General features: G+C 65.6%; 26 protein-coding genes. 15 read left to right on the forward strand and 11 right to left on the reverse strand.

The genetic code is table 11. The features are described from left to right. Positions 1–140 precede the first annotated feature (140 nt). From ACP153_RS17285 to typA, 7 genes are all read left to right on the forward strand, one after another. Positions 141–1,055 (forward strand): tyrosine-type recombinase/integrase, encoded by a 915-nt coding sequence (locus ACP153_RS17285; RefSeq protein ID WP_424972061.1) that lies wholly within the window; start codon positions 141–143, stop codon positions 1,053–1,055. Positions 1,056–1,061: 6 nt separating this feature from the next. Beyond that, the gene (locus tag ACP153_RS17290; RefSeq protein ID WP_424972062.1) at positions 1,062–2,270 is read left to right on the forward strand and encodes an IS91 family transposase; all 1,209 of its coding nucleotides are present in this window, start codon (positions 1,062–1,064) and stop codon (positions 2,268–2,270) included. A 516-nt stretch (positions 2,271–2,786) separates the two neighbouring features. Further along, a complete protein-coding gene (rnr, locus tag ACP153_RS17295; RefSeq protein ID WP_424972270.1) occupies positions 2,787–5,042 on the forward strand; it encodes a ribonuclease R in 2,256 nt (751 codons plus the stop codon). Positions 5,043–5,135: 93 nt separating this feature from the next. Beyond that, a complete protein-coding gene (locus tag ACP153_RS17300; RefSeq protein ID WP_424972271.1) occupies positions 5,136–6,380 on the forward strand; it encodes a lytic murein transglycosylase in 1,245 nt (414 codons plus the stop codon). A 10-nt stretch (positions 6,381–6,390) separates the two neighbouring features. Beyond that, complete coding sequence (locus ACP153_RS17305) at positions 6,391–6,861, forward strand: DM13 domain-containing protein (protein WP_424972272.1); 471 nt, start codon at positions 6,391–6,393, stop codon at positions 6,859–6,861. Positions 6,862–7,019: 158 nt separating this feature from the next. Further along, positions 7,020–7,340, forward strand: coding sequence for a hypothetical protein (locus tag ACP153_RS17310; RefSeq protein WP_424972273.1), 321 nt, complete (start codon positions 7,020–7,022; stop codon positions 7,338–7,340). Positions 7,341–7,489: 149 nt separating this feature from the next. Beyond that, a complete protein-coding gene (gene typA, locus ACP153_RS17315; RefSeq protein WP_424972274.1) occupies positions 7,490–9,307 on the forward strand; it encodes a translational GTPase TypA in 1,818 nt (605 codons plus the stop codon). A gap of 394 nt (positions 9,308–9,701) precedes the next feature. Here typA and ACP153_RS17320 read toward each other — a convergent pair whose 3' ends face one another. Together ACP153_RS17320 and ACP153_RS17325 are read right to left on the reverse strand one after the other, a co-directional pair. Further along, positions 9,702–10,406 carry a winged helix-turn-helix domain-containing protein gene (locus tag ACP153_RS17320; RefSeq protein ID WP_424972275.1) on the reverse strand — a complete coding sequence of 235 codons (705 nt, stop codon included), beginning with the start codon at positions 10,404–10,406 and terminating at the stop codon, positions 9,702–9,704. Beyond that, positions 10,378–10,674, reverse strand: a complete 297-nt coding sequence (locus ACP153_RS17325) for a hypothetical protein (protein ID WP_424972276.1) — start codon at positions 10,672–10,674, stop codon at positions 10,378–10,380. The genes ACP153_RS17320 and ACP153_RS17325 overlap by 29 nt, the downstream gene beginning before the upstream one ends. A 134-nt stretch (positions 10,675–10,808) precedes the next feature. Between ACP153_RS17325 and ACP153_RS17330 the strand changes: the two genes are divergently transcribed. The 6 genes from ACP153_RS17330 (at position 10,809) to ACP153_RS17355 (ending at position 15,313) form a co-directional block, all read left to right on the forward strand. Then, positions 10,809–11,330, forward strand: coding sequence for a hypothetical protein (locus tag ACP153_RS17330; RefSeq protein ID WP_424972277.1), 522 nt, complete (start codon positions 10,809–10,811; stop codon positions 11,328–11,330). A gap of 65 nt (positions 11,331–11,395) precedes the next feature. Then, a complete protein-coding gene (locus ACP153_RS17335) occupies positions 11,396–12,016 on the forward strand; it encodes a ribonuclease HII (RefSeq protein ID WP_424972278.1) in 621 nt (206 codons plus the stop codon). Positions 12,017–12,107: 91 nt separating this feature from the next. Continuing rightward, positions 12,108–13,214, forward strand: a complete 1,107-nt coding sequence (locus ACP153_RS17340) for a site-specific DNA-methyltransferase (protein WP_424972279.1) — start codon at positions 12,108–12,110, stop codon at positions 13,212–13,214. 139 nt (positions 13,215–13,353) lie between these two features. Then, entirely contained in the window at positions 13,354–13,911 is a 558-nt protein-coding gene (locus ACP153_RS17345; RefSeq protein ID WP_424972280.1) for a TetR/AcrR family transcriptional regulator, read from the forward strand. Positions 13,912–13,930: 19 nt separating this feature from the next. After that, positions 13,931–14,602 carry a cupin domain-containing protein gene (locus tag ACP153_RS17350; protein ID WP_424972281.1) on the forward strand — a complete coding sequence of 224 codons (672 nt, stop codon included), beginning with the start codon at positions 13,931–13,933 and terminating at the stop codon, positions 14,600–14,602. 69 nt (positions 14,603–14,671) lie between these two features. Continuing rightward, positions 14,672–15,313, forward strand: coding sequence for an NAD(P)-dependent oxidoreductase (locus ACP153_RS17355; RefSeq protein ID WP_424972282.1), 642 nt, complete (start codon positions 14,672–14,674; stop codon positions 15,311–15,313). Here ACP153_RS17355 and ACP153_RS17360 read toward each other — a convergent pair. Both ACP153_RS17360 and mutY read right to left on the reverse strand, forming a co-directional pair. Then, a complete protein-coding gene (locus tag ACP153_RS17360; RefSeq protein ID WP_424972283.1) occupies positions 15,310–16,443 on the reverse strand; it encodes an alkane 1-monooxygenase in 1,134 nt (377 codons plus the stop codon). The two genes, ACP153_RS17355 and ACP153_RS17360, sit on opposite strands and share 4 nt — an antisense overlap. A gap of 40 nt (positions 16,444–16,483) precedes the next feature. Next, positions 16,484–17,560, reverse strand: coding sequence for an A/G-specific adenine glycosylase (gene mutY / locus ACP153_RS17365; RefSeq protein WP_424972284.1), 1,077 nt, complete (start codon positions 17,558–17,560; stop codon positions 16,484–16,486). An 85-nt stretch (positions 17,561–17,645) separates the two neighbouring features. Between mutY and ACP153_RS17370 the strand changes: the two genes are divergently transcribed. Together ACP153_RS17370 and ACP153_RS17375 are read left to right on the forward strand one after the other, a co-directional pair. Beyond that, positions 17,646–18,155, forward strand: a complete 510-nt coding sequence (locus ACP153_RS17370) for a DUF721 domain-containing protein (protein WP_424972285.1) — start codon at positions 17,646–17,648, stop codon at positions 18,153–18,155. Between the two features lie 11 nt (positions 18,156–18,166). Beyond that, positions 18,167–18,841 carry a DsbA family protein gene (locus ACP153_RS17375; protein ID WP_424972286.1) on the forward strand — a complete coding sequence of 225 codons (675 nt, stop codon included), beginning with the start codon at positions 18,167–18,169 and terminating at the stop codon, positions 18,839–18,841. 54 nt (positions 18,842–18,895) lie between these two features. Here the strand turns inward: ACP153_RS17375 and lpxK are convergent, their stop codons facing one another. From lpxK to ACP153_RS17410, 7 genes are all read right to left on the reverse strand, one after another. Beyond that, positions 18,896–19,891: a tetraacyldisaccharide 4'-kinase gene (lpxK, locus tag ACP153_RS17380; protein WP_424972287.1), complete on the reverse strand. Its 996-nt coding sequence runs from the start codon at positions 19,889–19,891 to the stop codon at positions 18,896–18,898. Next, positions 19,891–21,207, reverse strand: a complete 1,317-nt coding sequence (locus ACP153_RS17385; protein WP_424972288.1) for a 3-deoxy-D-manno-octulosonic acid transferase — start codon at positions 21,205–21,207, stop codon at positions 19,891–19,893. Before ACP153_RS17385 ends, lpxK begins: the two co-directional genes overlap by 1 nt. A 6-nt stretch (positions 21,208–21,213) precedes the next feature. Beyond that, entirely contained in the window at positions 21,214–21,456 is a 243-nt protein-coding gene (locus tag ACP153_RS17390) for a DUF4170 domain-containing protein (RefSeq protein ID WP_424972289.1), read from the reverse strand. A gap of 229 nt (positions 21,457–21,685) precedes the next feature. Next, positions 21,686–21,871, reverse strand: a complete 186-nt coding sequence (locus tag ACP153_RS17395; protein WP_424967136.1) for a Trm112 family protein — start codon at positions 21,869–21,871, stop codon at positions 21,686–21,688. After that, entirely contained in the window at positions 21,868–22,515 is a 648-nt protein-coding gene (locus ACP153_RS17400) for an LON peptidase substrate-binding domain-containing protein (protein WP_424972290.1), read from the reverse strand. Before ACP153_RS17400 ends, ACP153_RS17395 begins: the two co-directional genes overlap by 4 nt. Positions 22,516–22,541: 26 nt before the next feature. Further along, the gene (locus ACP153_RS17405) at positions 22,542–23,459 is read right to left on the reverse strand and encodes a tetratricopeptide repeat protein (RefSeq protein ID WP_424972291.1); all 918 of its coding nucleotides are present in this window, start codon (positions 23,457–23,459) and stop codon (positions 22,542–22,544) included. Between the two features lie 93 nt (positions 23,460–23,552). Further along, complete coding sequence (locus ACP153_RS17410) at positions 23,553–24,341, reverse strand: exodeoxyribonuclease III (protein WP_424972292.1); 789 nt, start codon at positions 24,339–24,341, stop codon at positions 23,553–23,555. Positions 24,342–24,432 lie beyond the last annotated feature (91 nt).

The raw sequence follows: 24,432 nt of genomic DNA on the forward strand, positions 1-24,432 counted from the left end.
GGCCCACGCACTAAAACGCTTCGCGATAGGGGTGCTTTTGGCGTGGGTTGGGCGTAGCCGGGATTTGTTTCGCGGATTGTGGGGTTGGAAGTTTGCTGTTGGTCGAGGTGATTTTGCCTTGGTTGACAGAGGATATTCCCATGAACATTCAGCAAACAACGAACATGACGCCGCTGCGTGCACGCATGATCGCGGATATGACATCGCGCAATCTTGGCCCCGCGTCACAGCTCGGTCACTTGCGGGCCTGCAAGAGGTTCGCGGCGTGGTTGGAGCGCTCTCCGGAGACCGCTGAGCCGGATGATGTGCGCGAGTTCCAGCAGCATCTGATTGAGACCGGGACCAGCATCTGCACGCGCAATCGCACGATGACAGGGGTGAAGTTTCTGTTCCGGGTAACCCTGCGGCGGCATGATTTGGTGGCGGCGATTTTCAGCCTGAAGGAGCCCGTCAAGATCCCGCTGGTGTTGAGCCGCAACGAGGTCAAACGGATCCTACTCATGGCCCCGAGCTTGAAAGCGCGGGTGATGTTGTCGCTTGCCTATGGTTGCGTGATGCGTGCGGGCGAGGTGGTCAGGCTGCAGGCTGGGGATATCGATGGGGAACAGAAGATCACCCGGATCGTGCAATCCAAAGGGCGCAAGGATCGCAATGTGATGCGGCCCGCTGATATTCTTGGCCTGATGCGCGAGTGGTGGAAAGAAGCCCCGACCAGTCAGGACAAGGGCGTGGCGGGTCCGAACCGGGTGATCTTCCCAGGGTATAACGGCAAGCTCCTGTCGCCGCGCCAGATCTCGCGCCTGTTCAAGCAGGCCGCAAAGGCGGCGGGCATCACCAAGCCAGTCACATTGCACACTCTGAGGCACAGGTTTGCCACCCATCTGTTGGAACGTGGCGTGGATATCCGCGTGATCCAAGCTCTGCTCGGACACACCAAGCTGACTACGACGGCGCGCTATGCCAGCGTTGCCACGGGCATGATCTCGGCGGTGGAGAGCCCGCTGGACAATCTTGGCCAAGCCAAAAGTAAGAGGGGCAAGAAAGGCGCGCCATAGCCCGCGTTGGCACGGGCAGGCCTGGAAGTCGCGGATATCTTCCGTGACCATGGTGCGGCGTGGCGCGCGGCCAATATAGGCCATATCAGCCTTGATCAGATGAAGGTCACGAGCGCCGTTGAACGCTGCCGCACAGCGGCACTTGGCGGTCATGTGACACGCTGCGAAGACTGCATGCACGAGCACATCGCTTACAATTCCTGCCGCAATCGGCACTGTCCTGAATGTCAGTCCGGCGCGGCAAAGGCTTGGCTTGCCGCGCCGGAGGCTGAACTGCTGCCGGTGCGGTACTTCCATCTTGTCTTCACGTTGCCAAAGCCCATTGCCGACATCGCCCGCCAGAACAAACGCGAGATCTACAATCTGTTAATGCGCGCGAGCGCCGACACCGTGATCAAAATCGCCGCCGACCCCAAGCACCTTGGTGCTCGAGTCGGTATTACTTCGGTACTGCACAGCTGGGGCTCCGCAATGACGCACCACCCGCATGTCCACATGATCGTGCCGGGCGGCGGTCTGTCTGCGGACGGCACCAAGTGGATCACTTGCCGCAAGAACTTCTTGCTCTCCGTCAGGGTTCTGTCCCGGCTCTACCGGCGGCTGCTTTTGGAAGGGCTGGCGAAGTTGCACAGCGCAGGAAAGCTGCAGTTTTTCGGCGATCACGCCAAACTTGCCGATCCCGCAGTCTTTGGGGCATTTCTGCAAACGCTACGCAAGATCGATTGGGTCGTTTACGCCAAAGAACCCTTCGCCGGACCAAAGGCCGTGCTGGCCTACCTGTCGCGCTACACCCACCGCATCGCGGCATCCAACAGTCGCCTGGTCCGGTTCGATGCGGCAAGCGTGACCTTCAAGGTGAAGGATTACAGGGTCGACGGCCCCAGACGACACACCACTATGACGTTCGCAACCGAGGAATTCATCCGCCGGTTCCTGATCCACGTCCTGCCCAAAGGCCAGCACCGTATCCGCCACTACGGCTTCTACGGAAATGGCAACCGTGCCGCCAATATCGCCCGGATCAGAGAATTGATCGGGGCCAGAGCGCCGAGCCGAAACGACACCGGTGATGCAAATGGAGGCGACACCGATCAGCACCCCAGGGTCCTCGCGCTGCCATGCCCCTGCTGCGGTGGGCGGTTGATGATCACCGACACCTTCGCCCCTGCGCAACATCCCAGAGCACCGCCGAGATCGGCAAGAGACGCAGCATGACACACGCGCCAAATAGGACTGACGACACCTCAGCTGCAGCCACCTGCGGCACCATAGTTATGTGTGGATCACGTCACCGAAATCTCAAAAGGCGAGGGCTCGTGAAAAACACCGTCCATATCGCCCAGAAACAAGCCAGGCCAATGCCGCGCCCAGCCAGACGGGAGTCGTTCTACGGCCTGGCAGGGTTAGCCCAAAGCCCAGCCCAGCCCAGCCTACAAATCCCCATAGAACCCACCCACCAAGACCAAACCCGCGATTTCCCGCCTGAGCGCTTCTCCGACGCCGGGCAGCGCCCCGCGCAACTCAAACGAAAGCGCACGGCGTCCGAGAAACCCGAATCACAGCAGACCTGGGAAGCGGGGCGCTCAGGCGGCCGGAATGGCCCGGAGGAGACTTCAGGGGCGCTGTGTCGCTTGTTCGCTTTTGGCTCTGCTCGAACAGAAGGCGCTGAGCGGCGTGGTCGACCTGCGGCCTTCTATCGACCCGGCGGGCAACCCGTGCTAGGCGCGGCGCATGGAGCGTTTTCCCAGCAAAGATGAAATCCTCGCCTGGATCGAGGACAACCCCGCCCGCGCCAACAAGCGCGAGATCGCCCGTGCCTTTGGCATCAAGGGCGCGGCGCGGATCGATCTCAAGCGGCTTCTGCGGGAGCTGGAGGCCGAGGGTCATCTGGAGAAGCGCAAGCGCAGCTACCGCGATCCGGAGAGCCTGCCGCCGGTCTCTGTCCTCAAGGTCGGGGATGCGGATGGGGATGGCGACCTCTTCGCCCGACCGATGGAGTGGCAGGGCGAGGGACCCGAGCCGCTCTGCCTGATCATCCCGCGCAAGGGCGATCCGGCTTTGGCCGAGGGCGACCGGATCCTCGCGCGCCTCACCAAGGTCGAGACCGAGGACTACGCCTATGAAGCCCGCCTGATCCGCCGGATCGGGACCGGGCCGCGCAAGATCCTCGGTGTCTTCCGCAAGACCGCCGAGGGCGGGCGGATCGTCCCCATCGACAAGGGGGCGGATCGCGAGTGGCGCGTGGCGCCGGGCGGGATCCTTGGCGCGAAGGATGGCGATCTGGTCGAGGCGGAGCAGGCCGGGCCCAAGGGCCGCATGGGTCTGCCGCTGGCCCGGGTCACGGATGTGCTGGGCGATCCCACGGGGGCGAAATCCGTCTCGCTCATCGCGATCCATCAGCACGGCATCCCCGATGACTTCCCCGAGGCCGCGCTCGCTGAGGCGGCAGCGGTGACCGCACCAGAGCTTGGCGCGCGGACCGACCTGCGCGATCTGCCGCTCGTGACCATCGATCCGCCCGATGCCCGGGACCGCGATGATGCGGTCTGTGCGGCGCCCGACGAGGATCCGAGCAATCCCGGCGGTTTCATCCTCTGGGTCGCCATTGCCGATGTGGCCCAAGCCGTCGCCCCGGGCGGAGCACTTGACCGCGAGGCGCGCAAGCGGGGCAACTCCACCTATTTCCCGGACCGGGTAGTGCCGATGCTGCCCGACACGCTCTCGGGGGATCTCTGCTCCCTGCACGAGGATGTGGAGCGTGCCTGCATGGCGGTCCGCATGGTGATCGATGCCGAGGGCAACAAGCTGAGCCAGCGCTTTCATCGCGGGCTCATGCGGTCGCGCGCCTCGCTGGCCTATGCCGAGGTGCAGGCGGCAGTCGACGGCGCGCCCAACGCGAAAACCGAGCCGCTGCTCGATCCGGTGCTGCGCCCGCTTTTCGCGGCCTATGAGGCGCTCAAATCCGCGCGATCCCGGCGCCAGCCGCTGGATCTCGACCTGCCGGAGCGTAGCATCGCCCTGAGTGCCGATGGCGAGGTCACTTCCGTGGCCTTCCGCGACAGGCTCGACGTGCACCGGCTCATCGAGGAGTTCATGGTGCTGGCCAATGTGGCCGCTGCCGAGACCTTGGCGAAAAAGCGCACGCCGCTCCTCTACCGGGTCCATGAAGAGCCCGCCGAGACCAAGCTCGACGCCCTGCGCGAGACGGTGCAGGCGGCGGGGCTGAGCCTTGCCAAGGGTCGGGTGCTGCGCACGGCAGATCTGAACCGGCTGCTGGCCCAGGCCGAGAACACCGATGATGCCGAGCTGATCAATGTCTCGACCCTGCGCTCCATGACCCAGGCGTATTACAGTCCCGAGAATTTCGGGCATTTCGGCCTCGCCCTCAGCGATTACGCGCATTTCACCTCGCCGATCCGGCGCTATGCGGACCTGATCGTGCACCGGGCGCTGATCACCGCCCATGGGTTCGGCGAGGACGGTCTGGATGCTGTCGAGATCGAGCGTCTGGACGAGACCGCCAAGATCATCTCCGAGAGCGAGCGCCGCTCCATGGCCGCCGAGCGCGATACGATCGACCGCTACCTCGCGGCCTATCTCGCGGACCGGGTGGGCAATGAGTTTTCGGCGCGGATTTCCGGTGTGGCGCGGTTCGGGGCCTTTGCCCGGCTGGACGAGACCGGCGCGGATGGTCTGATCCCGATCCGCTCCATCGGGGCGGAGTTCTTCCACTACGATGCCGAGGCGCAAGCGCTGGTCGGCTCCGAGACCGGGTTCCGGCTGGCCATGGGCCAGCGCGTGACCGTGCGGCTCGCCGAGGCGGTGCCGGTGACAGGGGGCATCGGGCTGGAGCTCCTCGCGGTGGAGGATGAGGCCCTGCCCGGCGGGCGACGGCGCGGCAAATCCCGCCCGGTCCGGCGCAAGATCGCCGCCAAGAAGGCCAAATCCGCGAAACTGAAGAAGAAGCTCAAGCGCAAGCGGATGTGACCGCCCGGAATGCGCGGGATCCGACCGTCCCTCTTTGCCGAAACCCCTTTTCGGGGTACCTTATAGGCAAAACAACAGGGATGAGCAGATCCAATGAACCGAGCAGCAGCAGCGGCCATGGCACTGGCCTTTCTACCCGTTTCCACAGGGGCGGCGCCCATGGCGCAATCGCCCTTCCCCGATGCCCGCCCGGTCAGCCTTGTGCAGACCGTGGCCCTGCCGGCCCGGTTCGAGAACTGGATCAGTGGGTTCCGGGGCCGCGCCCTGTCCCAGGGGATCACGGCGGCGACTTTTCAGCGGGCCTTTGCCGGGGTCGAATACATGCCGCAGGTCATCCGGCGCGACCGAAACCAGGCGGAGTTCTCCAAGCAGCTTTGGGAGTATCTCGATACCGCCGTCTCGGATGCCCGGGTGCGCAACGGACGCGCGGCCTTTGAGACCCACCGCCGGACCCTCGCCGAAATCGAAGCGCGCTACGGCGTGGAGGCCGAGGTGGTCACGGCGATCTGGGGGCTGGAAAGCGCCTATGGCGTCGTGCGCGGGAGCACGCCCATGGTCAGTGCGCTGGCGACCCTGGCCTATGACGGGCGGCGCGGCGCGTTTTTCGAGGATCAGCTGATCGCGGCGCTCCAGATCCTGCAGGCGGGGGATATCACGCCCGGGCGCATGACCGGCTCCTGGGCCGGGGCGATGGGGCATACGCAGTTCATCCCCACGAGCTATCTCGACTATGCGGTGGATTTCACCGGGGATGGGCGGCGCGACATCTGGGGTGATGATCCCACGGATGCGCTGGCCTCCACGGCAGCCTATCTCAAGCGGTTCGGCTGGACCAAGGGCCAACCCTGGGGGGTCGAAGTGCGCCTGCCCCAGGGCTTCGATTTCAGCCAGACCGGCGAGAAGATCAAACGCAGCCCCCGCGACTGGGCCCGGATGGGCGTACGCGACATGACCGGGGCGCAGGTGCCGAACCATGGCAAGGCCTCGATCCTGCTGCCCGCCGGGGCGCGCGGCGCGGCCTTCATGATCTTTGACAATTTCCACGTGATCGAGCGCTATAATACGGCGGACGCCTATGTCATTGCCGTGGGGCATCTGAGCGACCGGATCACCGGTGGCCCACCGATCCAGGCGAGCTGGCCGCGCGGGGATCGCGGGCTCTCGCTGTCCGAGAAAAAGGAAATGCAGCGCCTGCTGACCCGGGCGGGGTTCGATACGGGCAAGATCGACGGAATCATCGGTCCGAACACCATTGATGCGGTGCGCCGCTATCAGGCGAGCCGGGGATTGCAGCCCGATGGCTACGCCTCCCTCGACATGTTGAAACGGCTGCGCTGAGAGGTCCGAGATGGGCAAATTCCTCCTTCTTCTGATCACCCATGGGGGCGCGCTGGCCATTGGCTTTGCCGCCGGGATCTATTTTCTGCCGATCCTGACCGCGCCGCCCTCGCCCGATGCGGCCATGCTCGAGGCCAGCGCCGAGGATGCTATGTTCTCGGCCGTGCTGACCCGGGAGTTGCGGGGGAGCGACCGGCTCCATTGGGGGGAGGGCGAGATCAGCCTGACCTCGACCCAGATCGTGCATCAGGGGGCGCTCGCGCCGGGGCCGGATTACAAGCTCTATCTCGTTTCGGAATTCGTCGAGCATGAGGATGAGTTCGAGCCGCTCAAGGCCAGTGCGCTGCAGATAGGCGATGTCAAAAGCTTTGACGGGTTCATCCTCGACATGCCCGCGGATGTGGATCTGGAGGCCTATAATACGGTCCTGATCTGGTGCGAGGCGTTTTCCGAATTCATCACTTCCGCCCAGTATCGATAGTCCAGACGTCTTTCGGGGCGGTGATCCAGCGGCGCGCCTGCGGCGCACATCATTCTGCCCGCACTTCGTGCGGGATGGGCGCTGGCGGCGCCGGAGGCTGGCGGGTCGAACCGTGTCTCTGGTAGAGAGGGGGCCGACCCTGGTTATCTGGAATGCTCATGTCTCTGAAACACGCTCTCGCGGCCCTGCTGGTTTGCATGGCTCTTCCCACCTCGGCGCTGGCCGCATCCTGCCCGGCCAATGCGCCCGAGGGTTACAAATGGCTGTCGGGCTATGTGGATGAGTATCGCAAGACCGGGGCGGTCAGCAGCTGGTTTTCGGAGAGCCTCAAATCCCATCCTGAGGATTACGCGCTATTGGCCCTGAAGGCGTTCTTTGATGCGGGTGGCGACAAGGCCAAGGCCCGCGCGCTTTATGAACAGCGCGGCGGATCCGGGGACCGGTTTGACATCGCCATGGCCTGCGCCAAGCAGGACTGAGCCCGCGCGCGCCTATTGGCGACAGGCGGCGCCCCGGGCTTTGGCCTGCGCACCCCCGCGCCCCAGCGCCGCGGCGCAGAGAAAGCGCTGGATTTCGCGCGCTGTTCCTTATAGGTCGCGCGCAACTCCCTCTTCCAAAGGCACCTCCCATGGACCTTCGCAACATTGCGATCATCGCACACGTGGACCACGGCAAGACGACGCTGGTGGATGAACTCCTCAAGCAGTCGGGCACCTTCCGCGACAATCAGGCGACGACCGAGCGCGCCATGGACAGCAACGATCTCGAGCGGGAGCGCGGGATCACCATCCTCGCCAAGGCCACTTCGGTGGAGTGGAAGGGCACGCGGATCAACATCGTTGACACGCCGGGCCACGCGGATTTCGGCGGCGAGGTGGAGCGGATCCTGTCCATGGTGGACGGGGTTGTCCTGCTGGTCGATGCCGCCGAGGGCCCGATGCCCCAGACCAAGTTCGTGACGTCCAAGGCGCTGGCCCTGGGGCTGCGTCCTATCGTGGTGCTGAACAAGGTCGACAAGCCCGATGCGGAGCCGGACCGCGCCCTGGACGAGTGCTTTGACCTCTTCGCCAATCTCGACGCGACCGATGATCAGCTCGATTTCCCCCATCTCTATGCTTCGGGCCGGTCCGGCTGGGCCGATTCCGAGCTCGACGGGCCGCGCAAGGACCTCTCGGCGCTGTTTGATCTGGTGGTGCACCACGTGCCCAAGCCCAAGCAGATCGCGCGCCAGGACGAGGATTTCCGGATGCTGGCCACGACCCTCGGCTCGGACCCCTTCGTGGGCCGGATCCTGACGGGGCGCGTGGAATCCGGCACGCTCAAGGTCGGCGCCACGGTGCAGGCCCTCAGCCGCATCGGCCAGAAGATCGAGCAGTTCCGCGTTACCAAGATCCGCGCCTTCCGTGGTCTCAGCCAGCAGGATATCGACGAGGCGCAAGCGGGCGACATCGTCTCCATCGCGGGCATGTCCAAGGCCACCGTGGCCGACACGATCTGTGCGCTGGCCGTGGACGAACCGCTCGATGCGCAACCGATCGATCCACCCACCATCACCGTCACTTTCGGCATCAATGACAGCCCGCTCGCGGGCCGCGATGGCAAGAAGGTGCAGTCCCGCGTCATCCGCGACCGCTTGATGAAAGAGGCCGAGTCGAACGTCGCCATCAAGATCTCCGACACACCGGGCGGCGAGGCCTTCGAGGTCGCAGGCCGGGGCGAATTGCAGATGGGCGTTCTCATTGAGAACATGCGCCGCGAAGGGTTCGAGCTCAGCATCTCCCGCCCCCAGGTCCTGTTCCGCGAGATCGACGGCGTGAAGATGGAGCCGATCGAGGAAGCCACCATCGACGTGGATGACGAGTATTCCGGCGCCGTGATCGAAAAGATCACCGGATCCCGCAAGGGCGAGCTTGTCGAGATGAAACCGGCGGGCGCAGGCAAGACCCGGATCGTGGCCCATGTGCCGTCGCGCGGGCTGATCGGCTACCATGGCGAGTTCCTCACGGACACGCGCGGCACCGGTGTGCTGAACCGCGTGTTCCATGAATGGGCGCCCTTTAAGGGGCCTATCCCGGGTCGCCGCGCGGGCGTGCTGATCTCCATGGAGAACGGGACCTCCGTCGCCTATGCGCTGTGGAACCTCGAGGATCGAGGCAAGATGTTCATCGGCGCCCAGGAAGCGGTCTATACGGGCATGATCATCGGCGAGCATAGCCGGGACAATGACCTCGAGGTGAACCCGCTCAAGGGCAAGAAGCTGACCAATGTGCGGGCTTCCGGCAGTGATGAGGCCGTGCGCCTGACCACGCCGATCACCCTCAGCCTCGAAGAGGCGATTGCCTATATCGACGATGACGAGCTGGTGGAGGTGACGCCGAATGCCATCCGTCTCCGCAAGCGCTACCTCGATCCCCATGAGCGCAAGCGGCAGGCGCGGGCGGTCTAAGGTCTGAACAGACACTTAAGGCTGCGTGCGGTAAGCGCTTGTAATTGCAACGAAAGCCTTCCCCGCGGGGAAGGTTGTCCTGTTCTGGGGCGTGTCGCGCAGCAGGGCGACCCCGGAGGCCGGGGTCGCAGACCCGCCTGAGTGTCTCTTGCCCTCTCTGCGGAGGCCTCTGAAGGCGCCACTTTCCAGCCTCGCGCGTCTGCCGCCGCGCAGCGGCGGCCGGGCCCAACGCCGGACAAGGTCCCGCAGGGGCCGAAGGTCGGGGGCGGGAGAACTACGAGGCCACCCGCCGGGCAACACAGCGAAAAAAACACCCAACAGAACGTCTCGCATCTGGAACATATCCGGCGCATTCCAACCGGGCGCGGGCAACCCCTTGCCACCCCAGCGCACCCTAGATCATCCGGATGGAGCCCTTCTCGACGCTCAGCAGATAGCCCTTGCGGGAGATGTTCCGGATCAACAGCTCGCTGACCATCTGGTTCCCCAGCGCATCCCGCAGCCGCTTGATCCTTGTCGCGCCCGCGGACTCGTCACAATCGGCCGCATCGCGCCCTTGGATCATCCCCTCGATCGCGGCCCCGGACAGGATATCCCCATCCATCCGCGCTTCGGCCAGCACCGAGAGGGTCTCCATCGCGGCCTCGGTCAGCTTGAACTCCATATCGTTCAGCACCACGATCCGCTCCTCCCGACTGATCATCAGAGAGGAAACCTGGATCCCCTTCTTGTCGATCTCCGACACCCGCCGGTTCACGGTCACCAGCGCCACGAGGCACAAGAGGGCGGCCACCAGAAGCGCCGTGGAGAAGACCAAGAGCACGAAAATCACCACCCTGTAGGAGGCCAGCACATCCGAAAAGGCCGTGCCACTCTGGGCGATGATCTCCAGAAGCTTGATCTGATCCCCGGTGGTCAGCGCGTCATTCTCGACGAAAATCCGCTCGACCCGGGCATTGAACGCATTGGCGTCCGGAAGGCTGCGAAACAGCCCCACCGCCGCGATCAGCAGGATCATCACGATCGCGCCGATCCCGGCTGCCACCACCCGGTTGCCCGTGCGCAATGTCCTAGAAGCGGAGGTAGTAGGGTCCGGCATTCTTCTTCCGTTCAGCGAGACCCTCATCTCCGAAGGTCGACAGGATATTCAACAGCGACCAGCCCCCGGCGGCGATCCGCGGCTCCGCCTCGCGTTTGGCCGCGGCGGGTCGGGCGCAGGCCGCATCACTCAGGGCGATCACCCCGTAATGGAGCCGCAGCGGATCGTCCTGCTTGGCTTTGTAATCCGCATAGCAGGCCGCCTGAAGAGGGCCCGCAGTCACGGCGAGACACAAGCAGATCATGGAAAGGCGTGAGGTCAGAGACATGGGGCAGAGAGTGAGCCGGGACGCCGGGATATTCAATAGCGCAGGCCGCGCGGGCGATAGCAGGGCGCTGTTATTGCGCGCAGGCCGTGTCCGGACCGAGCCTTGGGGCATCCACACATCACAGGAGTGTCCCCATGTTCAAATCTCTCTCCGCCGCCATTCTGAGCGCGTCTCTCGCGCTGTCCAGCCTCGGCGCCACGGCGCAACCGGCCCGCGCCCTCGACAGCGAAACCCTGGGCCAGTTGATCTTCGGGGCTGCGGCCCTCGGGATCGCCGCGGCGATCTATAACGACCACAAGGATGACAAGAAGAGAAAGAAGTCTTCGACCAAGAGCGCCCAGACCCACAGCCAGCCCTATTGGCACCACCACGGCAATCACGGGCATCACAGCCATGGCGGGCATCACGGCGCGAAACATCACAGTCACTCCAAGACCCCAAATGTCTCGCTCCCGGGCCTGCGGGTCCGTTGCAAGCGGCGCCTGAATACAGAGCGCGGCTGGGTCAACTTCTATAGCCAGGCCTGTCTCGAGCGAACCGGCGTGCCGGTGACCGTCCCGCAGAGCTGCCTGCGGCAACGCTGGGTGGATGGCCGCTGGCGCCAGTATTTCAGCCGCCCCTGCCTGCACAAACACGGTCAGGTCAACGATGCCTGAGCGCCGCGCGGCCCGCGATGCGCTTTGGCCTTGAGGCCCGGGCGCGCGCGGGCCAGTCTCGCCCCATGGCTGGCCCGCATTTCCAATTCGAAACCGATCTCGCCACGCGCGGCTATACCCGGATCGCCGGGGTGGATGAGGTCGGGCGGGGTCCGCTCGCCGGACCGGTCATGGCCGCTGCCGTGATCCTCGACCCCGAGAACATCCCCGAAGGCCTCAACGATTCCAAGCAGGTGACGGCCAAACGGCGGGAGGCCTTGGCGGCACAGCTCGAAGAGGTCGCCCAGGTCGGGCTCGGTGTGGCCGAGGTCCATGAGATCGACGCCCTCAATATCCGCCGGGCATCCCATCTGGCCATGCTCCGGGCGCTGGCCGCGTTGCCCCACCCGCCGGACATGGCGCTGATCGATGGGCGCGACCGCCCGGACGATCTGCCCTGCGCGGCCCATGCGATCATCAAGGGCGACACCAAATCCCTGTCCATCGCCGCCGCCTCCATTGTTGCCAAAGTGGCACGGGATGCGGAGATGACGCGCCTGGCGGGCCTCTTTCCGGGCTATGGCTGGGAAACCAACGCGGGCTATCCGACAAAAATGCATCGCACAGCGCTTCTAGATCTTGGGGTCAGCCCACATCATAGACGCAGTTTCCGCCCGGTCCACAATATCTTGTATCAAGAAAAATAACTAACCTCTTGATTCAAAAAAGAATTTGACCGCGAATCACGTTTGACTCATCTTTGACGCAACAACAGCGCAAAGCGCGGACGAGGCAGATATGACAATCAAGACGAAAAAACCGGAGGCGGCGACGCTTCCCCGGAATGAAATTCTCGCGGGTGATTGCATCGAGGTGATGAACGCCCTGCCGGAGGCATCGGTGGATCTGATCTTTGCCGATCCCCCTTATAACTTGCAGTTGCGAGGCGATCTCCACCGGCCAGACAACTCCAAGGTCGATGCAGTGGATGACGCCTGGGACCAGTTCGCGAGCTTTGCCACCTATGACCAGTTCAGCGCCGAGTGGCTGGCTGCCGCGCGCCGGTTGCTGAAGCCCAACGGGGCGATCTGGGTGATCGGGTCCTACCACAACATCTTCCGCGTGGGCGCGGCGTTGCAGAATACCGGCTACTGGATCCTGAACGACGTGGTCTGGCGCAAATCGAACCCGATGCCGAACTTCCGGGGCAAGCGGCTGACCAATGCCCATGAAACCCTGATCTGGGCCAGCAAGTCCGAGGGGGCGAAATACACCTTCAATTACGAGGCGCTCAAGCAGCTCAACGAGGGGATCCAGATGCGCTCGGACTGGGTGCTGCCGATCTGCACCGGCCATGAGCGTCTGAAGGATGAGGCTGGCGAGAAGGCCCACCCGACCCAGAAGCCCGAGAGCCTGCTGCACCGGGTGCTGGTCGCGACGACCAATCCGGGCGATGTGGTGCTCGACCCGTTCTTCGGCACCGGCACGACCGGGGCCGTGGCCAAGAAGCTGGGCCGGGATTTCATCGGGATCGAGCGCGAGGAGGCCTATCGCAAGGTGGCCGAGAAGCGCCTGAAGGATGTGCGCCGTTACGATCGTGAGAGCCTCGCGGTCAGCCAGTCCAAGCGCGCCGAACCGCGCGTGCCCTTTGGCCAGTTGGTCGAGCGTGGCATGTTGCGCCCGGGTGAGGTGCTGACTTCGCCGGGGGGGAAGTCTGCCAAGGTGCGCGCCGATGGCACGCTGGTCGCGGATCAGGTCACCGGCTCGATCCACCAGGTCGGCGCCGCGCTGGAGCATGCGCCGTCGTGCAATGGCTGGACCTATTGGCATTTCCGGCGTGAGGGCAAGGATGTGCCCATCGACTTGCTGCGCCAGCAGATCCGCAAGGAAATGCGCGCCAACTAAGACATCACAGACACCAAGTTACCGCCCGTGCCTGCGGCCTGCAGCCCGGCACGCACCTCGACCCTGCCTGACCCTCAGGCAGGGTCTTTTTTCGTCTGGGGGCTTGACGAGAGCGCGCCTACCTACCAGATGGTAGGCTATGACAACACGCGATGCCCTTCTGACCCATGCCGAGGATCTGGCCCGCCGGACCGGCTATGATGGCTTCAGCTTTGCCGATCTCGCCACCGGGGCGGGGATCCGCAAAGCGAGCGTCCATCACCATTTCCCCACGAAACCCGCGCTGGCCGCCGAGCTGATGGAGGCCTATGCCGCCCGCACCCTCGGGGCTCTGGAGCCTGTGGCGCAGGCCTCGGGCGCCACGCGCTTGGGTGCGGTGCTGGACCTCTACCGCGAGGCCTTGCAGGGCGGGCGGAGCCAATGCCTCTGCGTGGCCTTCAGCGCGGTGCAGGAACGGTTGCCTGCCAAGGTGCAGGACGCGGTCGCCGCGTTTCAGGCGGAGATGCGCGGGTTTCTCGAAGCCGCCTTCGCGGCGGGTGCCAAGGACGGCACCCTCCAGACGGCTGCAACCCCAGAGGCCGAGGCCGCAGCCACCTTTGCCCTGCTGGAGGGTGCGCAGCTTGTGGCCCGGGCCAGCCGGGATGCCACCCAGTTCGACTTGGCGATCGCGCCTTTGCGCGCGCGCCTGACCCCATGACGTGAGACGGAGACAGCCCATGAAACTGAATGCGAATTTTGACGAGCGGGTCGTGATCCGGCCCGAGGATTACGACTGGGTCGACAGCCCTGCGAGCGGGGTTCAGCGGATGATGCTGGACCGGATCGGCGATGAGGTGGCACGCGCCACGACCATCGTGCGCTTCGCGCCCAATAGCAGCTTTGACGCCCATACCCATGGCGGCGGCGAGGAGTTCCTCGTGCTGGAGGGGGTCTTTTCGGACGAGCATGCGGATTACGGGCCGGGCTCCTATGTGCGCAATCCGATCGGCACCTCGCACCGGCCCCATATCGGCCCGGAGGGCGCGACGATCCTCGTGAAACTGCACCAGTTCGATGCGGATGACACCGAGCAGAAGGTGATCGACACGCGCCAGGCGGAGTTCCTGCAGGGCTCGGCCCCGGGGCTCAGCGTGCTGCCGCTCCATTCCGTGGCGGGCGAGAATGTCGCCCTTGTGCGCTGGGCGCCGGGCACCCGGTTCAACGCCCATCGCCATTGGGGTGGGGAAGAGATCTTTGTGATCGAGGGCACCTTCCAGGATGAGCACGGGGATTACCCGGCGGGCACCTGGCTGCGCAGCCCGCATATGTCCGAGCATCGGCCGTTCTCGGAAGAGGGCTGCCTGATCTATGTGAAGACCGGGCATCTGCTGGCGATGGCGGCCGCCTGACGATTTGCCGCCGATCAAGGGGTTCATTTCCCGCCGCACACCCTATCTGAGAAGAAACGGAGGTGCGGTATGGCGAAGTTACTTGTGATCGGCGGCAGCAAGGGGATCGGGCGCGAGACCGTGCTGCGCGCGCTGGAAGAGGGCCATTCGGTGCGCGCCTTTTCGCGGCATCCCGAAGGGATCAAGCATGAGCATCCGGAGCTGGAGTTGGTCGCGGGGGACGCGACCGATCCCGGTGCGGTGGCTGCGGCCTTGGACGGATGCGATGCGGTGGTCTCGGCCCTTGGGATCCCGAAATCCATCCCGGCCCTCGCGCGACCCACGACGGTGTTTTCCGATGCCACGGCGGTGCTGATCCCGGCCCTGCAAGCGGCGGGGATCAAGCGGCTGCTGGTGGTCACGGGCTTTGGTGCGGGCGAGAGCAACGCGGCCATGAGCGCGCTGGAGCGGATGGGCCATGGCTTCATCCTCGGGCGGGCCTATGCGGATAAGGCGGTGCAGGAGGACTTGATCAAGGCCTCCGATCTCGACTGGACCATCGCGCGCCCGGGCATCCTGTCGAACAACCGCCGGACCGGGGTCTACAAGGTGCTGACCGAGCCCAGCGAGTGGCACAACGGGATCATCTCCCGCGCGGATGTCGCGGATTTCCTGGTCAAGGCCTGGCAGGAGGAGAGCTATATCCGCGAGGCGCCCGTTCTGGTGCGTTAACGCGGCAGGGGCAGCTCGGCGCGTTTATAGGGGCCCCAATCCTCGATCTCCGGGTAGTGGGCCTGCCGCCAGTCGCGCACGAGCGGGTTCATCACCTGCCGCCAGAGGGGCGGGATCATCGCCAGCGCGGTCATCACCGGATAGCCATGGGGCAGCTGCGGGGCCTCGGCTGCGTCATAGGTCTGCAGGAGCGGGAAGCGCCGGTCGGGCTTGTAGTGATGATCCGAGTGCCGCTGCAGGTTGATCAGCAGCCAGTTCGACGCCTTCTGCGAGGCGTTCCAGGAATGGTGCGGTTGCACATGCTCATACTTGCCCTCGCCCAGATGCTTCCGGGTCAGGCCGTAATGCTCGACATAGTTCACCAGCTCTAGCTGCCAGATCGCGACCCCGGCCTGCACGAGGAAGAGCCCGATCCCGGCCCAGCCGCCCACATAGCCCGCGAGCAGGATCCAGCCCAGTTGCAGCAGCCCGTAGCGCCAGAAGGGGTTCGTGCTGTGCCAGGCGGGCAGGTTGCGCCGGGCGAGCAGGGACGCCTCGGCGGCCCAGGCCGATTGCAGGCATTCACGCAGGACCCGGGGATAGAACCGGTGGAAGCCCTCATTGTAGCGCGCGGTGACCGGATCGCGGGGCGTGCCCACATAGCGATGATGCACCAGCAAATGCTCGGAGCGGAAATGGCTGTAGAGCACCGAGGCCATCAGGAGATCCGCGAGCCAACGCTCCATCCGGTTCTTTTGGTGCATGAGTTCGTGGGCATAGGTGATCCCGACCGTGCCGGAGGCCACGCCGAAGCCACAGAAGACGGCGATCTTCTCCCAGAGCGCCAGATGCGCCGCCTCGGGGACCGTGCCCAGCAGCATCAGCAGGACGAGCGTCTGCACCGGCAGCCAGACCAGCGTGATCACCCGGTAGAAGCTCAGATCCTCGATCGGGGTCTCGGGATCGGCATTCTCGGTCTCGAGCCCGGCGACCGCGTCCATGATCGAGAAGAGCCCCCAGCTCGTCAGCGGCGGCAGGAGCAGCGCCCAGCCGCCCCAGGCCGCCGCCAGCAACAGCGCCGGCACCAGCAGCAGCGAGAGCCAGAAAGGCAGCGCGCGCGACAGGCGCGCCATTTTCTTCGGCGGGATCATGCAGCCTCCGTCTTTTGGGTCCACCCCTAGGCCAGAGCGTTTAAGGCTCTGTTAACTCAAACTGGGGCGCTGCGAGATCATAGGCCTTGCGCATCAGGGTCGGAAGATCCGCCGGACGGAAAGCGTGCTTCGGCGTAAATTCGCCGCGGTCCGGTGTGGCCTCCGCGACCCGGGCGAGACGGATCGCGAGGCGCAGGTGGAAATGGGTGAAGGTGTGGCGCACTTCGAGCCCCGGATCGGTCCAGTCAGCCGGCAGGGGCGGGGCCTCGGCCGGGGCCTCCTCGCTCCAATCCGAGCTGGGAAAGGCCAGCATCCCGCCGAGCAGACCCTTGTCGGGCCGCGTCTCCAGGAGCCAGGCGCCATCGGCGCGCCGGGCGAGATAGACATAGCCGAGCCGGGTGGGTTTCGGCTTCTTCGGCAGCTTGCGGGGCAGCTCGGCGGCATTGCCCGCCACCCGCGCCACGCAAGGATCGCGCCAGGGGCAGATCCCGCAGGCCGGATTGCGCGGGGTGCAGATCGTGGCGCCCAGATCCATCACCGCCTGAGCATAATCCCCGGGCCGCTCCTGCGGGGTCAGGGCGGCGGCGGCCTCGGTCAGCTCGGGCTTGGCGGGGGGCAGGGGCGTCTCGATGCCGTGGAGGCGCGCCATGACCCGCTCCACATTGCCATCGACCACGGTTTCGGGCCGGTCAAAGGCGATGGAGGCCACCGCCGCCGCCGTATAGGGGCCGATCCCTGGCAGGGCGCGCAGCCCCTCGATGGTGTCGGGAAAGACCCCGCCATGCTCCGAGGCCACGACCCGCGCGCATTTCAGCAGGTTTCGCGCCCGCGCGTAGTATCCCAACCCGGCCCAGGCCCCCATCACATCCGCGTCCTCTGCGGCCGCCAGATCCGACACGGTCGGCCAGCGCGTGGTAAAGGCCCGGAAATACTCCTTTACGGCGGCCACGGTGGTCTGCTGCAGCATCACCTCGGACATCCAGACGCGATACGGATCGGGCTGCACCCCCGCCGCGCGATCTTCGGGCGACACGCGCCATGGCATCACCCGGGCATGCCTGTCATACCAGTGGAGCAAATCTGCGCTGTCTGCGGTGCTCTCGAAGTTTTTATGCATCGTGTGAAATCGGATCCTTCTGGGGTCTGGCATGGGCCGCGCAAGCGATTAGACTAAGGCGTAGGCACACGAAAGCGAGAGGGCGATGGTCGCGCGCGCGAAAAACCGGAGCTTTGGGTTCCGCCAGACGGGCAAATTGCTCGAAAGTCGGATCCGCATGGCGGGCGAGAGCCGCGGGTTTGCCGTGTCCAAACTGCTGACCCATTGGGATGAGATCGCAGGCCCGGATCTTGCGGCCAAGGCGCGGCCCGTGAATGTGGGCTATGCCCGGCGCGGGTTTGGCGCGACGCTCACGGTGCTGACCACGGGGGCCTTCGCGCCGCTTCTGGAGATGCAGAAGGAGCGGCTGCGCGAGAAGGTCAATGCCTGCTACGGCTATAACGCAATCTCGAAGATCAAGATCACCCAGACCGCACCCACGGGCTTTGCCGAGCCCCAGGCGGCGTTCACCCCGGCCCCAAGCGGGCCCAAGAAACCCTCGCCTCAGGTCGCCCGGGCGGCCGATGCGGCGGCCGAAGACATCCAGAGCCCCGAGCTGCGCGCAGCACTTGCCCGGCTCGGGCGCAACATCCTGTCCAACGACACCAAAACGTGAAAGGGGCTTTCATGGCTCGACTTCTTCCCAGTGCGGCTCTTGCCCTCGCCGTGATCGCCGGCGGCACCTACTGGTACAGCACCCAGCAATCGAGCGGCACGGCCCAGGGCGTGTCCTTCTCGCCGGTCTCGGCGGCCACCGCGCAGGAGGTCGACACCTCCGGCATCATCGACATGACGCTCGGTGCCGAGGATGCGCCGATCACGGTGGTGGAATACGCCTCTTTCACCTGCCCCCATTGCAAGACGTTCCACGAGAATGTCTTCAAGGATATCAAGGAAAACTACATCGACACCGGCAAGGTGAAGTTCGTCTATCGCGAGGTCTATTTCGACCGCTTCGGTCTCTGGGCCGGGATGGTCGCGCGCTGCGGCGGGGAGGAGCGGTATTTCGGGATCACCGATGTGCTCTTTGAGCAGCAGAGCGAGTGGACCGGCAACGGCAGCCCCGCTGTGGTCGCCGACAACCTGCGCCGCATTGGCCGTGTGGCGGGCATGTCCGACGAGCAGGTGAATGCTTGCCTGCAGGATGGTGACAAGGCGCAGGCGCTGGTGGCCTTCTATCAGCAGAATGCCGAGGCCGACGGGATCAACTCCACCCCGTCCTTCATCATCAATGGCGAGAGCTATTCCAACATGAACTACCGCGATTTCTCGGCGGTTCTGGATGGCCTGCTGGAGGAGTAATCCCGGCGCCATGTTGCGAGATCGGGGCGGTCCTGCGGGGCCGCCCTTTGCATGTCAGGGAAAGAGCCTGTCGAGCGCGGCGTCGAGCGCCTCGGACGCGTCCAGCTCCAGCCGCACGGGCAGGGTGAGCACATCGCCCCGCATCTCGGGCGGCAGACGCACCGCATCCTTCTCGGTCGTGACCAGTTGGGCACCCTGGGCCTTGGCATCCGCCAGAAGACGCGTGATGAGCCGCGCATCCAGCGGCTGGTGATCGTCGAGCCCGTGGGTCCCGCAGAGCTCTACCCCCTGATCGCGCAGGGTGGCGAAGAACTTCTCCGGATGGCCGATCCCGGCAAAGGCCACGGCGCGCAGCCCCGCCCAGTCCATCCCGGTCTGCAGCGGGGCGAGATGGCCAGTCAGGTGGGGCAACTGCCCCAGCGCGGGGCCCCAGGCGGCGCGGAACCGGGTCTGGGCGGGCTCCGGCCCGATGCTGAGCACGAGATCCGCGCGGGCCAGACCCTTGGCCACAGGCTCGCGCAGGGGGCCTGCGGGCAAGACGCGGCCATTGCCGAAACCGCGATGGGCATCGACCACGACAATCGACAGATCGCGGGCGATGGCCGGGTTCTGAAACCCGTCATCGAGCAGGATCGCCTGCGCACCCGCCGCCTCCGCCGCCCGTGCGCCCGCAGCGCGGTCTTTGGAAACCCAGGTGGGCCCGAAAGCCGCCAGCAACAGGGGCTCATCGCCCACATCAGACGCCTGGTGGGTGCGCGGGTCCACGGCCACGGGGCCCTCCAGCGCGCCGCCATAGCCGCGGCTGACCACATGGGCGGCGATGCCCCGGGCGCTCAGGGCCATTTGCAGCGCGATGACCGTCGGGGTCTTGCCAGTGCCGCCCGCATTGATGTTGCCGACGCAGATCACGGGGATGCCTGGGCGCAGTTCGGGCGCCTTGGCCACCCGCCGGGCGGTGCCCGCCGCATAAAGCGCGCCGAGCGGTGCCAGCAGCCGGGCGGGCAGCGCAGGCGCCTCAGGCGGGGTGAACCAGAACCCCGGGGCCCGCATCAGGGAAAGATCGTGCCGCTGGCCAGCGCGGCATCCTCGGCATCGTCAAGCTGGCTGAGCACTTCGGAAACGGCGATATCCGTGACCTGCGCCCCGCGCGAGGACACCTCCCAGGCCGCATGGGCCATGCTCGCCGCCTTGTTCGGGGCGAGCAGGTCATCGAGCGTGCTGGCCAGCGTCTCGGGGTTGTGCACCACCCGGCAGGCGCCCGCCTCGGCCAGCCGCGTGTAGATATCCACGAAGTTGAACACATGGGGACCGTGGACGATGGCCGAGCCGAGGGCTGCGGGTTCGAACGGATTGTGCCCGCCAACCTCGGTCAGGGAGCCGCCTATGAAGCTCACGGGGGCGATCCGGTACCACAGGCCCAGCTCCCCCAGCGTGTCCGCGAGATAGATCTGCGTGTCGAGATCGACGCCCTCGCCCTCGGAGCGGACGGCCACATCCCAGCCTTCTTCGCGCAGGGCCTCGGCGATCTCCGGGCCGCGCTCTGGATGGCGGGGCACCAGCACCATGAGCAGGCGGTGGGTCTTGCGCACGAGGACCCGGTGGGCGGCGCTGACCATGGCCTCCTCGCCCGGATGGGTGGAGGAGGCGAGCCAGATCGGGCGGCCATCGGCCTCGTCGAGAAAATCCTTGTAGAGCGTCTCGGAATAGGGGAGGACCTGCGCCCCCTCCTTGAGGCTGCCGATGGCGCGGGTGCGATCGGCGGGTGCGCCGAGCCGGGAGAGGAACCGCAGGGTTTGCTCGTCCTGGGCCAGGATCCGGTTGAACCGCCCGAGCAGGGCGCGCGCCACGCCGCGCAGCCAGCGCCAGCGCTTGTAGCTGTCCGGGGACATGCGCGCATTCATCAGAAGCATCGGGATGCCCCGCGCCGCCGTGTCATGGATCATGCGCGGCCACAGCTCGCTCTCGATCCAGATGGCGAGATCCGGGCGCCAATGGTCGAGAAACCCGGTGACAGCGGGTTTCGAATCGACCGGAGCGAACTGATGCAGGGCGCCCGGTGGCAATCGCGAGGCCAGCAGATCCGCCGAAGTGCGCGTGCCGGTGGTCAGCAGGATCGTCACCTCCGGGCGCTCCTCGCGCAGCCGCCGGATGAGCTCCTGCACCGAGAGCGCTTCGCCCACACTGGCCGCATGGATCCAGATCAGCGGGCCTTTGGGACGGGGGCGGTCGGTCTCGCCCAGCCGTTCGCGGTAGCGCTCCGGGTCTTCCTTGCCGGCCACAAGACGCTCGGCGATCTTGCGCTCGGCCCAGCCGGAGAGACGGCTGTTCACCGCGAGATAGAGCGCGAGGCCGAAGGACCGGGGCATGGGGTGTCAGCTCAGCTCTTGGGTCGAGGAGGTTTCAGTGCCTTCATCCAGCAAGCGGTGCACATGGGCAATGAAATACCGCATCTCGGCATTGTCCACAGTGCGCTGGGCCTCGTTCTTCCAGGCGTCATAGGCGGTGGCGTAGTTGGGGTAGACGCCGACCACATGGACGTCGTCGACATTCTTGAACTCGGTCCCGGACGGGTCCACGAGTTCCCCCCCAAAGACGATGTGCAGGCGTTGGGTCATGGGATCAACCTCGGGTCTGGACTGGTTTGGCCGCAGCCTACGGTCCGCGCGGACAGGGTCAAGCGCCGGTCCCGGATCCGGACGCCGCGCCGCAGCGGCGCGGCGGACCCGCGAGACGCCGGACCTTTTGCGCCTGTTGGACGGGACCGACGGGGCGCAAGAGCACCGCGATGCGCGTCCGCCGCCCCACAGGGGCGGCTTTGTTCCAGCCGGGGCCGCCCAGCCGGGGTTAGTCGAGCGCGCGGGCCTCATCGGCGATCATGATCGGGATGCCATTGCGGATCGGAAAGGCCAGATGCGCCGCGCGGGAGACCAGCTCCTGCCGTTCTGCATCATAGGCGAGCGGGGCACGGGTCACCGGGCAGACGAGGCTCTCCAGCATATGGCGGTCATATTCACCGGCCTCTTGGGTCATTGCAGAAGTTCCTCACTGGTGCCGCCGCGCAGGGCAAATTCGATCAGGGTGACCAGCGTCTCGCGCCGTGTGGCCAAAGACGGCGCCTCCAGCAGCGCCTGCTTGTCTTCGGGGTTGAAGGGGCAGAGCATCGAGAGCGAGTTGATCAGAAGCTCATCCTCGGCCTCCGACAGGCTGTCCCAGTCGGTCTGCATCTCCTGATCGTCGAAGAACCGCCGCAACAGCCGGAGAAAGCGGTCCCGCTCGAACCCCACATCCTGCTCGGCCTTGCCGAGATCGCGCCCGAAATCTTCCCAATCCACATCGGCCTTGAGATAGGGGGTGAAGCCGCTCACTTCGCGCGCGACGCGGAACCGCGAGATCCCCGAAAGGGTGATCATGTAGCGGCCATCCTCGGTCTCGGAGAAGGCCGAGACCCGCCCCGCGCAGCCGATATGGTGCAGACGCCGATCCTTGGAGCCCGGAACCTCCCGCGGCTGGACCATGCCAATGAGCCGGTGGGGCGTCTTCAGCGAATCCTCAAGCATCGCCAGATAGCGCGGCTCGAAGATATGCAGGGGAAGCCGCGCCCGAGGCAGCAGCAGAGCACCGGGCAGCGGAAAGACCGGGATCGTCTCGGGAAGGTCGGCGGACGAAAATCTCATACCTGTCACGTAGCCCCGAGCGGCCTTCAGGCAAATATCATCGACGACAAACGGCGGCGACCGTTCAGGGCAATCGGGTCCTGCGGCTTGAGCGCGTCGAAGATCGTGAAGAGCTGGGCCTTGGCGGCGCCGTCCTGCCATTCGCGATCCCGGCGGAAAAGCTCGAGCAGTTCATCCACCGCAGCCTCTGTCTCGCCATTGGCGTGGAGGGCCTGGGCCAGATCCAGCCGCGACTGGTGGTCATTGCCGTCGGCCTCGACCTTGGCGCGCAGCTCGGCCACCGGGCCTGCCTCGGCGGCCTGACGGGCAAGCTCCAGCTGGGCGCGGGCCACATCGAGCTCGGGGGCCTTGGCGATGGCATCCGGTGCAGCGGTCAGCAGGCCCTCCGCCTGATCGAACTCCTCCAGCGCCAGATGGGCACGCACCAGCCCGCCATAGGCGGCGGCGTTCTCAGGCTCTTCTCCGAGGATTGCGGCAAAGGTCTGGGCGGCATCCACGGCGGCCCCTTCGGCGAGCATCGCCTCGGCGGCCTCGACCGCCTCAGCAAGGCCTCCATCCGCATCGCCAGCCAGGGCCGAGACGCGGGTTACGAACTCGGTGATTTCGGCGGGGCTGATTGCGCCCTGAAACCCGTCCACCGGTTGGCCCTTGTGAAAGGCATAGACCGTGGGGATCGACTGGATCCGGAGCTGCCCGGCGATCATCTGGGCCTCGTCCACATTGACCTTCACCATGCGGACCTTGCCCTTGGCAGCGGTCACAGCAGCCTCGAGAGCCGGGCCAAGCGTTTTGCAGGGGCCGCACCAGGGGGCCCAGAAATCGACGATGACCGGGATCTCCTGGCTGGCGTCGATCACGTCGGCCATGAAGGTCGCTTCGGTCGTGTCCTTGATCAGATCCCCTGCGCCCGCTTGCGCGGCATCCGCCTGTCCGAATTCCAGCATGGCTGTCCTCATATCCTCGTTCGTTACCGTATATGGAACCTCCCGCAGCCGAGGCCAAGGGGAGAGTGCCTGGCAGAGGCCCCTGAACCGGCCTCAGAGGGTGAAGCTGGCCAGAACCGGGGCGTGATCGCTGGGTTTCTCCCAGCCGCGCACATCGCGCAGCACGCGCGAGCCATGGGCTCCGCCCGCGATATCCGGGGTGGCCCAGATGTGGTCGAGCCTCCGGCCCTTGTCGGCTGCGGACCAGTCCTTGGCCCGGTAGGACCACCAGGAATAGAGCTTGCCCTCGGGGATATCGGCGCGGGTCACATCGACCCAAGCCCCGGCTGCGCGGGTCGCCTCCAGCGCCTCGACCTCGATCGGGGTATGGCTGACGACCTTCAGGAGCTGCTTGTGGGACCAGACGTCATCCTCAAGCGGCGCGATGTTCAGATCACCGACCAGCACCGCGCGCTGGGGCGCCTCGGCGGTGAACCAGTCGCGCATCTCGGTCAGGAAATCGAGCTTGTGGCCGAACTTGTCGTTCACCTCGCGGTCGGGGACGTCGCCCCCGGCAGGGACATAGAAGTTGTGCACCGTAAGGCCGTTTTCGAGCCGTGCCGCCACATGGCGCGCATCACCCCTGCCGACAAAATCCCGGTGCCCGGCATCCTCCAGGGGATGGCGCGACAGGATCGCGACGCCGTTATAGCCCTTCTGCCCGCGCGCAACCATGTGGCCATAGCCCAGCTCGGCGAAGACCTCGAGCGGGATCTTGTCCACCGGGCTCTTGCATTCCTGCAGGCAGAGCACGTCCGGCGCCTCCTCGCGCAGAAACCGCGCGACCAGGTCGGCGCGCAGCCGGACGGAGTTGATGTTCCAGGTTGCCAGTGTCAGCGCCATCTCGCCCTCTCCCCTCGTTGAGCGCGACACTAGGGCAGGGAGCCGGGCGCTACCAGCGTCGTTTGATCCGGATCGGGACAGGGCACGGAGC

This window comes from Dinoroseobacter sp. S76 (genome assembly GCF_049801095.1).
Taxonomy (GTDB): Bacteria; Pseudomonadota; Alphaproteobacteria; order Rhodobacterales; family Rhodobacteraceae; genus Dinoroseobacter.